Consider the following 14,487-nt stretch of genomic DNA (forward strand, 5'->3'; position numbering starts at 1 on the left):
GTATGAAGAAAATTGGCTTTGCTTTCCTGCTGCTGATGTCCTCGTGGTGCCGGGCGCAGCAGGGCGACATCAGCGATCTCCAAACGCCGGCAAGCCCGGGCTTTGTTCTCATGGATAAGGCGCCTTCGGCGGTTGATAAGCCTACCACGACAAAGGCTTTTCAAGCGGATCTGCTCAACCTGTTTCAAGGAGGGGCTATTCAGTTTACACCGTTTTGGTTAAAAAATCATCCAACTTTGATCGACACGGATTACGTCAGGACAAAAGCGCCATTATACCAGACGTTGAACATTTCGGCGGCGACGGTGCGTTCCGATACCGGGTCGTCATTGTATACCGGAAGCCTGGGGTTCAGAACGCAGGTGATCAGGGTTTATGGGGTGAAGGCGAAGGCGTCGATAAAGGGCGCGATCGTTCAGATAAAAACGCTCTTAACAGGCCTGGCGGGGGATATAGCGCAATACCAGATGGACTTGGCGGCTAAGGCTGATGCCAGTACTTTGGCCAAGGATAACGACCGCATCTCGAAAGACACCGCAGCCATTGGAAACACCTACCGGACAACATTTGCCCCCCAGATTTCCCGGCCTGACCTTGTGCTTGAACTTGCAGGCGCCGCTCTTGCGAATATGCCCCATACTTCCACCGGCAAAACCTCTGGAGCGTCGCTGGACAAATATGGCATCTGGCTGAACCTAAAATACAGCCCATCCTGGCTTCCCTTAGATATTGTGGGTGTAGGACGATATACCTGGTTAAATGGCAGCGCGCAAAATACCAAAGCGGATTCTGCTTTCCTGGATTATGGCGCAGGTCTTTTTTACGCAAAAGGCGCCGTGAGTTTGTCAGGAGAATACCTAAGGCGACATGATTATTCATTAAAAACCGACTACTATCGCCTCGCAGTTGCGCTCAACTATAAGATCAGCGACAATATCGTGGCGGTTGCTTCCTTTGGTAAAGATTTTGACAACGTGCAAAATCTATTTACCTCCTTTGGGATCAACTTCGGGTTGTCAAAAAATACAGTACAAGTATCCAACCAATAAAACCATCACTATGTCCAGATTTGTACACGCCCTCCCCGCAGGGCAAACGCGGGCCGCTGCTGCGGCCGCCAACGGATCCACTACCGTGCAGGATTACCTGGAAAGGATCGCCAAATACGTTCCTGCAGAAATCATTGCCACTTATGTGGCGGTGACGAGCGGCTTTGCCAATACAGACGAGCCCCTAAAATACTGGTGTTTGCTGGTGAGTTTCCTGATCTGCTGGATCTTTACCCCCATCTATTTGCAACTCATGTCGTCACCCGCGGATAAAGACGCGCTCCGTACCCAACAAATCGTATCGGCGATTGCCTTCCCGATATGGGCGTATAGTATTTCCGGGGACAGTGGACTTTTTGGAGACCCCAAGCTCCCCATCTATCATGCCGAGATCTCGACCGCACTTATTCTTCTTTTTTCGCTCATCAGCGGCGCCATCATTCCGAGAAAAGCGGCGCCGGCTGTGGTGCCGGTGCATGCGGGGTCATAAGCAGGGTCCAAATTCCGTATTTCAACGGATGGCGCAGGAAACGGAAACGCCGTACATTATGAACTATTAAAAAAATTAGCCATGAAATTGCATGTTCTCCTGGCGCTGGCCTTAGTGCCGCTGCTTTCCGCGCGCCCTGCCTTAAAAAAAGCCGTCCCCGCGGCGCCCTTTTGGTCGGTGACGATCAACAACAACACCGGCGATTATTGGATAAACTATGAGGTAAGATTCTACGACGCCGCAACCGGGACAACCTATGGGGAAGAGTCCTTTCGGGTCGCGGCCGGGGACTCCTATACAACCGCACCGTACGAGATTAGCGGGGCCCAGCCGACGATCTATATTTCGTGGTCTACGGCGCCGACGCCTGCCCAGATGCACTATAGCGCGATCAATCCCAACGGTCAGTACATACCCAATGGGATCACCTGCCATTCGATCAACAAGGTGGAGGCGGGGTCCATGGTCTTTAATGCAAGCCCGGATGCCAATGGGTCTGGCTACTGGACGGTTAACTTCTATAGTGGGGCCACTTGTCCCTAAGTAAACTTTCAATAAATTTTGAAAGTTCAATAACAAAACGTAGTTTTGCCTCATGGAACTCCTTGAGGCAAAACAGCGTTTTATCGAATCCTGGGGCAAACTGGGCTCTGAATGGGGCGTCAACCGCACCATGGCCCAGGTGCACGCCCTGCTGCTGATCAGCCCGGAGGCCCTGACGACCGAACAGGTCATGGAAACCCTCCAGATTTCCCGCGGCAACGCCAGCATGACGCTGCGCGACCTGATCGACTGGGGCCTGGTGGAAAAGCAACACCGGGTAGGGGAGCGGAAGGAGTACTTCTTTGCCAACAAGGACACCTGGTACATCGCCCGCCAGGTCGCCCGTGAGCGGAAAAAACGCGAGCTGGACCCGATGCTGAAAATCCTCGAAGAACTGTCGCAGATCAAGGGTAGTGAAAAGGACCCGGAGTATAAGACCTTCAAGAAAACCATAACAGACATCCACAAACTGGCGGGGGATGCCGAGAAGATCCTGGATACCATGTTGAAGGCGGGAGAGAGCTGGTTGCTTCGGTGGTTCAAGTAGCCTTTTTTTTTGCCTATATACTTTCAATAATTTCTGAAAATTCAATATTATGACTACGCTTCGAGACCATATCATCCTGTACGATGAGGAATGCCCGATGTGCAAGGTTTATACCCGGGCCTTCACCGCCACAGGGATGTTGGACAAAGACGGAAGGGTGCCTTACCAGGAAGCGATTTGCCCAATGGTTGACATGCGTCGTGCGGTCAACGAGATTGCATTGGTCGACAAGAAAACAGGGGAGGTCAAATATGGAATCGACAGCCTGTTTGCCGTCCTGGGGAATGCCTGGCCCTTCTGGAAACCGCTCTTCGCCTGGAAACCTTTTGCCTGGCTGATGCGGAAGGCGTATGCCTTCATCTCCTATAACCGGAAGGTGATCATCCCCGCGCCTCAGCGATCGGATTTTCAGCCCTCCTTCCGCCTCCGCTACCGGATCGCTTATCTGTTGTTTAGCTGGTTGATCGTTGGTGCCATCCTGACCGCCTTTGCCCCCCTGGTGGTAGCCCCCGGCGGCCCCTACCGGGAATACCTGATCTGCGGCGGGCAGATCTTTTTCCAGGGCGCGGTGATGGCATTGTATGCGCGCCACAAACTTTGGGACTACCTCGGAAATATGATGACCATCTCGCTGGCGGGGGCGCTCCTGCTGGTACCTGCGTTGTTACTGCCCTTGCCGGCGCGGCCGTATTTCATGATCGTCGTTGCCCTGATGGTCCTCGAACACATCCGTCGTACCCGGCTGCTAGGCCTGGGCTGGGTACCGACGATCACCTGGATCCTGTACCGTTTAATCATACTATATGCCATTTCATAAAATCGTCCTCGCCGGGGGCAATGGGTACCTTGGCGGCGTGCTGGCGGCGTATTATAGCCCACTAGCGGAAGAAGTCGTCCTGTTGAGCCGTTCAAAAGCACCCACCCGCGGCAACATCCGGACCGTTGTCTGGGACGCCACCAGGGAGGGCGCCTGGGCCGCCGAACTAAGAAACGCCGACCTGCTCGTCAACCTCTGCGGGAAAAACGTCAACTGCCGCTATACCCGCAAAAACCGCCAGGCCATCCTCCGCTCCCGCGTGAGGCCGACCGCCCTCTTAGGCCGGGTGATTCGCCGGCTGACACACCCGCCCGCACTTTGGATCAACGTGACTTCCGCCACCATCTACCGGCACGCCGAAGACCGTCCCCAGGACGAGGCCCACGGCGAGCTGGGTAAGGGTTTTTCGGTGGACATCTGCCGGAGTTGGGAGCGCGTCTTTTTTGCCGCGGAGACACCGGGTGTCCGGAAGGTGGCCTTACGGATGGGGATCGTCTTTGGCGCGGAGGACGGCGTCTTCCCGAGGTTACAAAAGCTGGTCAGCTGGGGTTTAGGTGGACCCCAGGGCAACGGCCGGCAATACGTAAGCTGGATACACGAAACCGATGCCGCCCGGGTCACCGAATGGTTGCTCCACCACCCGGAGATGGAAGGCGCGATCAATTGTACGGCGCCCTACCCGGTAACCAATGAGGAACAGATGCGCATTATCCGGGGCGGCCACTGGGGGCTCCCGGCCCCCGCCTGGCTCTTGTCGATCGGCGCCCGCCTGATTGGAACGGAAACCGAACTGATCCTAAAAAGCCGCTGGGTTTTACCCACCCGCTTGGAAAATGCCGGTTTTGTCTTCAAATACGCCCATTTGGAAGACGCAGTGGCAGAAATCCGTATTTAAACGGATATCTAACCAGATAAAATGATGTATATTCTTAAAAATAATATTTATGATCAAACTCCTTTTGCTGACCCTGGCGATAGGTCTGTTGTCCGCCTCGCCCCCACACCTGTCCAAAACGAAACGGCGAAAACCTGGAGGCAATGTCACCGTATTGATCTACAACAATTCGACGTCGGCTTCGGTTTACTATGACGTGAAGTGGTATGACAACACGTCCGGCACGATCTACCAGGAAGAGACCTTTACCTTGGCGCCCACCAATTACTACCAGCCACCGACCGTGGACATGACGGACGCCAACCCGTACATCAGCATCAAGTACACCACCACGCCCAGCCAGCAGATGGCCTTCCTGGTCACCTATCCCGACGGCGGCGGAGGCTGCCACATGTCGAATTTTGGGACCGGCACCGCCACCTACAGTGTAAACACGGGCGGTTTTGGAACCTACGAGCTTGATTATAATCAGGGACCCGGTTGTAACTAATAAACCTAAAAAAACTATATCATGAAACTCCTTTTGCTCTCCCTCGCCGCCGGCCTGATGGCCGCCACCCCCACCCACCTGGCCAAGACAAAACATTTTGGCGGCAACGTCACTGTGTTGATCTACAACTATTCTACATCGGCCTCGATCTATTTCGATATTAAATGGTACGACAACACCTCCGGTACGGTCTACACGGAAAAGACGGTTACCCTGGCAACCAACACCAACTACACCTGGACCGTAGATATGACCGACTCGGACCCCTGGATCATCGTGAATTACACGACCACCCCCGCCCAGGAAATGTCCTATTATGTCAGCATGCCCGACGGGGTGGGCAATAGCTGTCAGACATCGATCAATGGAAAGAATAGTTATTCTTACAGTGTGAACAGTGGCGGATTTGGAACGTATGAGTTTGATTATAACCAGGGAGAAGGTTGTATATAAAAAAAGCGCGGCCTCAGGCCGCGCTCCTCACTCAGATCAGATGTTATTACTTCTGCGGCGTATGCTTCAAAACCTTAGCCTCAATATAGAAAATAATCTCTTCCGCAATATTAGTACACTGATCCCCCACACGCTCCAGCTTGCGTATGATGGATAGCACATACATCGCTTCGGTGGTCAGGTTGATATCCTTCTTGATCACCTCCGCAATCTTATGATTAGCGCTCAGGTTAAACCTGTCCAGTACCTCGTCCTTTTCAAAGATGGTCCGGGCAAGGACCGTATCCTCGCTTTCGAAGGAGGACTTAGCGTCCCGCATGACGTCGATGGAGTCCTGGAACATCTTGAGGAGTTCGGTGGCTTCCATCAGCGGTTTGGGGAAGGGGGCGGGGGCGTCGATCACGTAACGGGCGATGCCGTCGGCGATGTCGCCGATGCGTTCGAGGTTGTTGTTGATCTTTAGCGCGGCTAAGAGAAAACGGAGGTCGATGGCCACGGGGCAGTAGAGGGCGAAGATGTTTTCGCAGTCGCGGTCGATCTTCAGCTCGTAGGCGTTGACCCGTTTTTCCCGTTGCATCACTTCGCGGGCGAGGTCTTTGTCAAAATGGAGGATGGACTCCCTCGCTTTGTTGAGTTGTGAGGTTACCAGAGCCCACATGTTGCCTACTTCATTCTTTACTTCGTTAAGCTCAAGTTCCAGTTGTGTCATGGTGCAAAGATAGTTTAACTGAAGCGGCCCGTGATATAGTTTTGGGTCCGTATGTCCTTCGGGTTGGTGAACATTTGTTTGGTGTCGTCGAATTCGACGAGTTCGCCCATATAGAAAAAGGCGGTCCGGTCGCTGACGCGGGCGGCCTGTTGCATGTTGTGGGTGACGATGATGAGGGTAAAGCTCTTTTTGAGGTCGTGGAAGAGCTCCTCGATGGAGGCCGTGGAGATAGGGTCGAGGGCGCTGGTGGGTTCGTCGAACAGCATCACTTCGGGTTCCATGGCGATGGCGCGGGCGATACAAAGGCGTTGTTGCTGGCCGCCGGAGAGGAAGGTGCCCTTTTTGTGGAGGGAGTCTTTAACCTCGTTCCAGAGGGCGGCCTTGGTGAGGGATTCCTCGACCTTTTGGTCGCGTTGGGGCTTGGGGAGCTTCATGCCGACGAGCTTGTACCCGGCGATGACGTTGTCGTAGATGCTGAGGTTGGGGAAGGGGTTGGGGCGTTGGAACACCATCCCGATCTTGAGACGGACGAAAATGGGGTGCATGTCGTACACATCTTCCTGGTGGAGCCACATATTGCCGTCGACGTGGGCGCCGGCGATGAGCTCGTGCATCCGGTTGATACAACGCAGGAACGTGGTTTTGCCGCAGCCGGAAGGACCCATGACGGCGATCGTGTTGTTCCGGGGTATTTCTATGTTGACGTTCTTGACGACGTGGTTGGTCCCAAAGTAAGCGTTGAAGTTCTGGGTTCTTACAATTGTATCTTCCATTTTCTTGTGATCACTTTTGTAAAGATGTTAAGTAATAGTACCCACAGAAGCAGGATAAGGGAAGCGCCCCAGGCGAGGTCCCTCCAGTCGTCGTACGGGCTGGTGGCGTAGTTGAAGATCAGCAGGGGTAAGCTTTGCATGGGTTTACGGATGTCCCCGGTAAGGTAGGGGTTCCCAAAGGCGGTAAAGAGCAGGGGCGCGGTTTCCCCGGCGATACGAGCGACCGATAGGATGACCCCGGACAGGATACCGGAGATGCCGCAGGGCACGATCACGCTGAGGATCACCCGGTGATAGGGGATACCCAGCGCCAGCGCCGCTTCCTTCAACGAATCGGGAAGGAGCTTTAGGGTCTCCTCGGTAGACCGCACGATGATGGGGAGCATCATGATCGCCAGCGCCACGCTCCCGGAGAAGGCGGAAAAGCCCCCGGCGGGTTTGACGATCCAGAAATAGATGACGATACCGACGACGATCGAGGGCACCCCCTGGAGGATGTCCACGGACAACCGGGCCCAATAGGCCAGCTTGGCGCGCTTGTTTTCGCTGAGGTAGATCCCGCAAAGGATACCGATGGGGATGGCCATGACCGAGGCCACGGCCACGATGAGCAGGCTGCCCACCAGGGCGTTGATGATCCCGCCCCCGGTTTCACCGACGGGTTTGGGGATATGGGTGAGGAAGGTCCAGTTGATTTTGGTAACCCCCTTGGTAAAAATATAGCCGATGATAAAGAACAGGGGGACGGTGATGATGAAGGCAAAAATAATGATCACGATCTTAAAAGCCCTGCTCTTGGCCAACCGGTAATTGATGGGTGTATTCGTATTCATGGCCTATTCGTTCGTGAATCTGGAAATGATGCGTTTGCCGATCATATTAATGACGACGGTGACCAGGAAAAGCACCAGCCCCAGCTCGATGAGCGCGCTGAGGTAGACCGTGCTGGCCGCCTCGGTAAATTCGTTGGCAATGACGGAGGCCATGGTGTTCCCAGGATTGAACAGGAAGTACAGCCCCTTGGGGAGCATGCTGCTGTTCCCGATGACCATGGTGACGGCCATGGTTTCCCCCAGGGCGCGGCCCAGGGAAAGCAGGACGCCGGCAAGAAGACCCGATTTCGTATAGGGGAGGATGACGTTTTTGATGACCTCGTACCGGGTGGCGCCTAAGGCATAAGCGCCCTCTTTCAGGTGGGAGGGGACCAGGCGGATGAGCTCCCGGGAGAGGGAGGCCGCGTAAGGGATGATCATGATGGACAGAACCAGGGAGGCGGAGAAAATGCCGACGCCAAAGGGGGGGGCGCCGATCTTGCTCTCAAGGCCCCGGACGATGGGGACGAGTACAAACAAACCCCAGAACCCGTAGATCACCGAAGGCACCGCGGCGATGAGCTCCACGGCGTTCTTCAAAAAGTTGGACAGCCAGCCGTTCGGATAGTATTCACCGAGGAAAACGGCCACGGCAAAAGAAAACGGGACGCTGATGATCAGTGCGGTAAAAGAGGTGAGCAAAGTACCGATCAGAAAAGGCCAGGCGCCGTAAACATCACTCACAGGATCCCAGGTCTTACCCCACAGGTATTTGATCCCCAGGGCCTTTATCGAGGGGATCGATTGCCATACCAACGTCACCATGATCCCCAGGACCAGCACCACCATGGCGGCGGCGATCCAGATCAGGGCGCTCCGGAAAAAATTCTCCATCCGGATCTGCTTGGAGGAGCGGTTGGCGGTTTTAGCTTTTGGTTTTACGATCGTCACGGCTTTTTCCTTGTCGTATAGATAAGGAATTACCCGCAAGAGCCAGCTCTTGCGGGTAATTTCAGCGGAAGGTATGACTTCCTTATTGAAGAATGGGCTTTCCATCATACGTAGCGGATTTCAAAATGTTTTCAGCTACGGTGACGGCAGCGGGGGCCAGCGGGGCGTAGGTCAGGGGCTCGGCAAACTTCTGACCGTCGTGGATGTTCCACCACAGCAGCTTCACGAGCTTGGTGGCGCGATCCTGGGAGCGGCCGTTGTAGTTTTGCTCCTTATAGATAATCGCCCAGGTGAACCCGGCGATGGGATACCCATCGGCAGCTTCCGTGTTGGAAAGGGAAATCTTGGAATCGGCGGGGATCTGTACGTTCCCGGCGGCAGTGGTGCTGGCGACGGTGGGCGTAATGAAGTTCCCGCTCTTGTTCTGCAGCTTTGCAAAGGCCATCTTGTTCTGCACGGCATACGCCAGCTCGATATAACCGATGGCGCCGGGCGTTTGCTTGATGGTGCCGGCAACGCCTTCGGTACCCTTGCCACCCAGCCCTACGGGCCAGTTGACGGAGGAACCTTTACCGACTTTACCAGCCCAGCCGGTGTCGACTTTGGACAGGTAAGACGTGAAGATGTTGGTGGTACCGCTACCATCGCTACGGTGAGCGATCACGACGGGAAGCTTGGGGAGTTTCACACCGGGGTTGATGGAGGCGATGGCCTTGTCATCCCAGGAAGTGATCTTGCCGATAAAGAGGTCCGCCAGTACGGAGGGCGTCAGCTTCAGCGTATCCTTCAGGTCGGGCAGGTTGTAAGAGATCGCTACGGCGCCGGAGCACATCGGGATGTGCAGGACGTCTGCGGCGATCTTCTTGGCCTGGTCGTCGTTCAGGGGAGCGTCGGAATCACCGAAGTCAACGGTCTTGTTGGTCAGCTGCAGGATGCCGCCGCCGGAACCGATGGACTGGTAGTTCACCTTCAGCCCGGTGGTTGTATTGTACTCAGCGAACTGTTTGGAAAAAAGAGGGTAAACAAACGTACTACCGGCGCCCAGGAGCGTATTGTCGTCGGAGGAGGCTGCCGTGTCTTTGCCGCCGCCGCCGTTACAGCTCGTCATGGTTACTGTCGGCAGGCTGAGGGCGAGCAGGAGCGCGCCCGAAGCAAACAAGGTTTTAAAAGAGGTCTGCATGTTGTCAGGGATTATTTGCCGTAAATGTAGTAGAAGGTCATGCGATAAACAACATCATGATTGTCCGGGCCGCTGGCGGGGTTGCCAAGGGTGTGGTAGTGGTCATACCAAACGTTCGGCATGATGTGGACATTCTTGATGGGCGTCAGATCGAGACCGGCGCTCAGGAAAGTTTCCTGTACCGTGTTCGCATTACCAAGGGCGGGGTCGATGTAGTTAGACACGTGACCGACTTCCTTGGAATAGTTCGTGATGTTGCTGGAGGTCAGCTTGCTGTTCGGGTTGTACTTGTCAACACGGACAAAGAAGCCCAGCGTGTTCTTGATGATGGATCCACGAACATAGGCGGAGATGGCCTGGGCGACAGCGTCGGCGGTATCAACACCACCACCTGCAGCGGCGGTTTTCGTCAGGAACGCGTCTTTCTTCAGGGTGTTCATGAACGCTTCGACACCGATCGTCAGCTTGGGGGTCGTGTAGGCAACATAACCCTTCAGCATCTGGCGGCTGTTGTGCCAGGCCGGCGTCCAGTTGTAGCGGTAGTAGTCTGCATAGAAGTCGAGCAACAGGTGCTTGTTAAAGAACTTTGCCCAAACGTCGCCATAGAACCACTTGAAGTTGTTCGTAAAGGGTTCGGGTTTGGCCGAAGTACCGTTGGCTACCAACAGGTCATAACCAAAGTTGCGGGTCGCGGGGTCGAAAATACCGTTCAGACCGGCACCGAAGTCGTACGAAGGCGTACGGCGAATATCGGACACAGTCCTTTCAATGGAGCGGTAGCCCCAGACAACTTCCGTCAGCAGGGGGAAGGAAGGCGTTGCTTGCTGGCCGAAGACGAAGTCCGTCCCCTTCCAGATGTTGTGCCAGCGGATGTTGGCGAGCTTCAGGTAGAAGGAAGACTTGCCGTTGGCCAGCAGGTCGCCGTTTGGTACCTGGGGAGAAGTAGCGGTGCTGGGGTCGTTGTAGTTGTCTTCATCGGCCAGCAGGAATTCCGCCTGGAAGCTTTTGTTCAGGGTATAATCAAAGCCAAGATAAATACGACGGGACTGGAAGGCAGAGTGACTGCTGGGAACGCCGGTGTACTGGTTGGAACCCCCACGGCCTTTATAGCTACCGTTAAAGGTGCCGGCCGTGTCGCCATGTCCTTTGTAATAATAGTCCATGAAAGCGTAGCCCCACAGGTTATACCCAGGTTTGATCAGGGAGTCCACTTTACCGAAAGGGGTGTTTTGTGCCTGGGAAACAAATGCTAAACTGAGGAATGCTAAGACGAAGGTGAGCGTCTGGATTTTTCTCATAACAAGATGAAATTGATTATTCGGCAAAACAACCAGCACACTTTGATGGCAATGTTACCGGAATATTAAGGAATTGTTAAGCCCAAATTGGTACAGTTTTAGCACTACATGTAAGCAACAGCTAACCATCACATTATGAAAACCCATGGCTATTGCAAGCTCACGGTTGCGCTTACCGTCATGCCCGCGCTTTTTGTCGCGCTGGCGCTTCGGGGGCAACCCCTTCTTGCCCAAGACACTACCACCCATTTCGTGAAGCCCCTGACCGGCGCCTCCGGCTTCCGCACCTGGTCCATCGGCCTCACCGGCGGCGCCCTCGCCCCCGTTGCCGGCATCGGCGGCACCAACGACTATACCCAGTGGATGGCCACCCTCGGGTATGGCGCTTATATTAAATACCAGGTCACCCACGGCCTTGGTTTTCAATTGGATTACCTCGGCGGTACGCTCCAGGGGAATAATTCCAAAGTCCAAAGCGACGGCACCTACAGGGTCGGGCCTTACAGCTCATTTAAAACAGACCTCCACTGGACCGGTACCCTTAGCGCCGTATATTCCTTTACCAACATCAACTGGTTATGGAGACGAAACATCCTGATCCCCTATGTCTCGCTGGGGGCAGGTATGGCCGGGTACGCCCCCACCATGACCGCTTCTTCCGGCGAAACGGTGGCGTACAAACCGGGTAGCGAAATCCACGAGTTCGTCGTCCCGGTCGGCGCCGGTTGTAAATTCAACGTCGCCCCCGGCATTAACATAGACCTGGGCTATAAAATGTATTTTCTCGACGCCGATAACCTCGATGGGACCGAACGCATCCCCGGGCATAAAGACCGTTTTTCCTACGGATACGCCGGTCTTGAATTTGCCCTTGGCCCCCGTTCCAAACCCCAGTTGGCCGCAGACAACCCCGTGTACGACCTTCACCGGCAGATGCGTCAGGAGAACGAGGAGCTCCGTTCCCGTTTGATGGACGAGACTCAGGCCGCGCTTGACGCGAACAAGGCCAAGCTCGCCCAGGTCACCGCCCTCCAGGAACAAATTGATAAAATGAAGTCCGACGCCGACGGGGACGGCGTCTCCGATTATTTTGATAAATGCCCCAACACCCCGCCCGGGGTCAAGGTCGACGGCTCCGGTTGTCCCCTCGACACCACCCCGCGCGTCCAGACCTTCCAGATCACCGAGGAAGACCGCCGGATCGTCCGCGAAGCCATCCAAAACCTCGAATTCGACTTTGCCAAGGCCTCCATCCGCCCTACGTCCTATCCCAGCCTCGACCGCGTCGCCGAGATCCTGGTGAATAAACATTTTAGCCTAAAGCTAGCCGGGCATACCGACAATGTCGGGTCCCCTTCCCGGAACATGCGCCTGTCCAAAGACAGGGCAGAATCCGTCAAAGCCTACCTCGTCTCCCGCGGAGCGAACCCCTCCCGGATCGAGGCTACGGGCTACGGCCAGACCCAACCCATCGCGTCGAACCGGACGGCCGACGGCCGCCAGAAGAACCGGAGGGTGGAGTTTACGCTATACTAGCGGGGTCCCCGTTAACCGCTGGTAGGGGTCGCCTGGAAGGGCGGCCCTTTTTGCTATGTCCAGGCACTCCTCCAGCTTCGCCTTCTGCGTCCTCCCGTTGAAATGGGCATCTTTGAACACCGACAGGAATACCTCATTATGCACTTCCGGAGACAATAGGGAATGATCCCGGTACAACAGGTATATTTTTTCCTTGATATACCTGGGCGTGAAATAGGCGGCAAATACCTTTTCGAGCAGTGCCCGGTACTTTTCCGTCTCGCCAACCTCCGGGAAATACACCCTATTTAATATGTTGACGATAATCGTATGTAATAAATTGTCCTTTATGTCCGCCTCCTGCAGTTCCAGCATGGCCTCCATCAATTCGGTATGCGCTACCGGTAGTGGGTTCTCCTGGTGATAGCGGTGGAGCTTTTCAAATTTCTCATGGCCTTTTAGCGTTTTCAGGTCCTCGTCCTCCCAGATCCTGGCGGTTTCCTCGTAGCCATACAGGATGGCCTTCCGGACTTCTTTGACCGCCTTGTCCGTTTCGCCCATCGCCGCATACAAACAAGCTGCGTGGTGGAAAAGGTGCGGGTTTATCCAGGCCAGGTCCTGCACCGCCTCATAAGCGTCCAGTCCCTCCCGGTATTGTTTTTTCTCAAAACAATCTGCCAGGAAGTTGTTCAACCTGACATAATGGAAATAGTCATACCGTTCATCCGGCTGTGGTGTCATCCGCTTGACCGGTTGTTGATTTCTCAGCAACTGCACCGGTTCTTTATAAGGCCGTTCTTTGTAAAGGGTCATCGGACCGTCCTTGTCTTCCGCCGTCAGGACAAATGGATCATTATGGTAGTCCACGATCCTCCAGGTGGCCGCGTCCACAGGGATTTTTTCCTTGCCCACATATATCGCCTTCTCACCCTGTAAGACGATATTGTCCCAATAATACCCTTTTATAAACAGCGAGAAATTGCCCAACGTCTCCTTTTCAATCGCCAGGTCGTTAAAGTAGACATGACCGTTATCGGTGGCGTGGTTCTCATCCACCAACCGGAAACTCGCCGGGTCCGCGTTGTCTAATCGATTTAGCTGAGGGTCGTATACGCCGGTGGTTGATTTGTAAAAGATGGCCTCCCCTTTTTGCATCTTTTTGAAGGTAGCCGTATCCGTGCGTACCGCTCTGCCGTCGACGACCGCATACACCCCGTCCGTGCCGCCATAAGGCGTCTGTTTGAAATTTTTCACGTCCAGCATGTCTAGCGCGGAGACCCGCCCGTATGTATAATACACAAACCGGCCGTTGTAATAGTAGTTTTCAAAAAGATGCACCGGCTCCGTAAAGCTCGCCAGGTGGAGGTTTTGAGCGACTGTTGCTTTTCGTTTTTCCTCCGCCAGCGCCTTGCACTTCCGGACAATCACCGGGTCCACTACACGGTCCAGCTCGCCTGCAAAATCTCCCACTGTTTTAGCGAAAAACTGTTTTTTCACGTCCTTGAGTAAGGCAGTCCAATCCTCCTCCGGAATGTCTTTCGTGACCCCTTGATGGATCTGGTAAGCCACCACATTGTCCTCCTTCCCCAGGTTCAGCGCGTCCAGGGTGGCCACGATATACGCTTCTTTTTGCGGGTCCGCAAACCGGGTCAGGCCTTTTAGCACATCCAACGGCTCCGATTGAACCAGGCTCTCCCGGTTGCCATAGTTGAAATAGAAAAAGGCAAACACAGCCCCCTCCTTTTTCAGATACCGGAACACATAAAAATTCCGGACAGGCTGATCTACTTCCGCGTAAATAAAAGCCGCCAGGCGGTCGGCCTCTGGCGTTTTAAGAAAATCCTTGTACGAGGGCTCACCCATGGGGAGGCGCCCGAATACGGCTACAGGTTGTGACATTAGTTAGGGTTTAAAATAGGGTGCAATGATAAGGGTATTTTTTTATTTACAATATTGTATATGGTT

The 14,487-nt window shown here is 54.5% G+C and carries 16 protein-coding genes; 9 read left to right on the forward strand and 7 right to left on the reverse strand.

Translation table 11 applies throughout. The features are described 5' to 3' along the window. The first annotated feature begins 2 nt into the window (after nucleotides 1-2). The 8 genes from EDB95_RS14425 (at nucleotide 3) to EDB95_RS14460 (ending at nucleotide 5,284) form a co-directional block, all read left to right on the forward strand. Nucleotides 3-1,049 carry a hypothetical protein gene (locus tag EDB95_RS14425; protein ID WP_133994508.1) on the forward strand — a complete coding sequence of 349 codons (1,047 nt, stop codon included), beginning with the start codon at nucleotides 3-5 and terminating at the stop codon, nucleotides 1,047-1,049. A gap of 10 nt (nucleotides 1,050-1,059) precedes the next feature. After that, nucleotides 1,060-1,539, forward strand: coding sequence for a hypothetical protein (locus tag EDB95_RS14430; protein WP_133994509.1), 480 nt, complete (start codon nucleotides 1,060-1,062; stop codon nucleotides 1,537-1,539). 81 nt (nucleotides 1,540-1,620) lie between these two features. Further along, nucleotides 1,621-2,082 (forward strand): hypothetical protein, encoded by a 462-nt coding sequence (locus EDB95_RS14435; RefSeq protein ID WP_133994510.1) that lies wholly within the window; start codon nucleotides 1,621-1,623, stop codon nucleotides 2,080-2,082. Nucleotides 2,083-2,134: 52 nt separating this feature from the next. Beyond that, nucleotides 2,135-2,629 carry a GbsR/MarR family transcriptional regulator gene (locus EDB95_RS14440; protein WP_133994511.1) on the forward strand — a complete coding sequence of 165 codons (495 nt, stop codon included), beginning with the start codon at nucleotides 2,135-2,137 and terminating at the stop codon, nucleotides 2,627-2,629. 49 nt (nucleotides 2,630-2,678) lie between these two features. Continuing rightward, a complete protein-coding gene (locus tag EDB95_RS14445) occupies nucleotides 2,679-3,446 on the forward strand; it encodes a thiol-disulfide oxidoreductase DCC family protein (protein WP_133994512.1) in 768 nt (255 codons plus the stop codon). Further along, nucleotides 3,433-4,341 carry a TIGR01777 family oxidoreductase gene (locus EDB95_RS14450; RefSeq protein ID WP_133994513.1) on the forward strand — a complete coding sequence of 303 codons (909 nt, stop codon included), beginning with the start codon at nucleotides 3,433-3,435 and terminating at the stop codon, nucleotides 4,339-4,341. Before EDB95_RS14445 ends, EDB95_RS14450 begins: the two co-directional genes overlap by 14 nt. A gap of 49 nt (nucleotides 4,342-4,390) precedes the next feature. Further along, nucleotides 4,391-4,831, forward strand: a complete 441-nt coding sequence (locus tag EDB95_RS14455; RefSeq protein WP_133994514.1) for a hypothetical protein — start codon at nucleotides 4,391-4,393, stop codon at nucleotides 4,829-4,831. Nucleotides 4,832-4,852: 21 nt separating this feature from the next. After that, the gene (locus EDB95_RS14460) at nucleotides 4,853-5,284 is read left to right on the forward strand and encodes a hypothetical protein (protein WP_133994515.1); all 432 of its coding nucleotides are present in this window, start codon (nucleotides 4,853-4,855) and stop codon (nucleotides 5,282-5,284) included. Between the two features lie 46 nt (nucleotides 5,285-5,330). Here EDB95_RS14460 and phoU read toward each other — a convergent pair whose 3' ends face one another. Genes phoU through EDB95_RS14490 form a run of 6 tightly spaced genes read right to left on the reverse strand, consistent with a single transcriptional unit; the run spans nucleotide 5,331 to nucleotide 11,007 of the window. Then, nucleotides 5,331-5,993, reverse strand: a complete 663-nt coding sequence (phoU, locus tag EDB95_RS14465; protein WP_133994516.1) for a phosphate signaling complex protein PhoU — start codon at nucleotides 5,991-5,993, stop codon at nucleotides 5,331-5,333. A gap of 14 nt (nucleotides 5,994-6,007) precedes the next feature. After that, nucleotides 6,008-6,766 (reverse strand): phosphate ABC transporter ATP-binding protein PstB, encoded by a 759-nt coding sequence (gene pstB, locus EDB95_RS14470; RefSeq protein ID WP_133994517.1) that lies wholly within the window; start codon nucleotides 6,764-6,766, stop codon nucleotides 6,008-6,010. Next, on the reverse strand, nucleotides 6,748-7,599 hold the full coding sequence (gene pstA, locus EDB95_RS14475; protein WP_133994518.1) for a phosphate ABC transporter permease PstA: 852 nt from the start codon (nucleotides 7,597-7,599) through the stop codon (nucleotides 6,748-6,750). Before pstA ends, pstB begins: the two co-directional genes overlap by 19 nt. A gap of 3 nt (nucleotides 7,600-7,602) precedes the next feature. Beyond that, nucleotides 7,603-8,637, reverse strand: coding sequence for a phosphate ABC transporter permease subunit PstC (gene pstC / locus EDB95_RS14480; protein WP_246073641.1), 1,035 nt, complete (start codon nucleotides 8,635-8,637; stop codon nucleotides 7,603-7,605). Beyond that, entirely contained in the window at nucleotides 8,612-9,709 is a 1,098-nt protein-coding gene (gene pstS, locus EDB95_RS14485; protein ID WP_133994519.1) for a phosphate ABC transporter substrate-binding protein PstS, read from the reverse strand. The genes pstC and pstS overlap by 26 nt, the downstream gene beginning before the upstream one ends. 11 nt (nucleotides 9,710-9,720) lie before the next feature. Further along, nucleotides 9,721-11,007: a hypothetical protein gene (locus tag EDB95_RS14490; protein ID WP_133994520.1), complete on the reverse strand. Its 1,287-nt coding sequence runs from the start codon at nucleotides 11,005-11,007 to the stop codon at nucleotides 9,721-9,723. Between the two features lie 135 nt (nucleotides 11,008-11,142). On the opposite strand from EDB95_RS14490, the gene EDB95_RS14495 reads away from it, so the two are divergent. Further along, complete coding sequence (locus EDB95_RS14495; protein ID WP_133994521.1) at nucleotides 11,143-12,543, forward strand: OmpA family protein; 1,401 nt, start codon at nucleotides 11,143-11,145, stop codon at nucleotides 12,541-12,543. Here EDB95_RS14495 and EDB95_RS14500 read toward each other — a convergent pair. After that, nucleotides 12,535-14,421 (reverse strand): TPR end-of-group domain-containing protein, encoded by a 1,887-nt coding sequence (locus tag EDB95_RS14500; protein WP_133994522.1) that lies wholly within the window; start codon nucleotides 14,419-14,421, stop codon nucleotides 12,535-12,537. The genes EDB95_RS14495 and EDB95_RS14500 overlap by 9 nt on opposite strands. Nucleotides 14,422-14,487 lie beyond the last annotated feature (66 nt).

The organism is Dinghuibacter silviterrae (assembly GCF_004366355.1).
Classification (GTDB): Bacteria; Bacteroidota; Bacteroidia; order Chitinophagales; family Chitinophagaceae; genus Dinghuibacter; species Dinghuibacter silviterrae.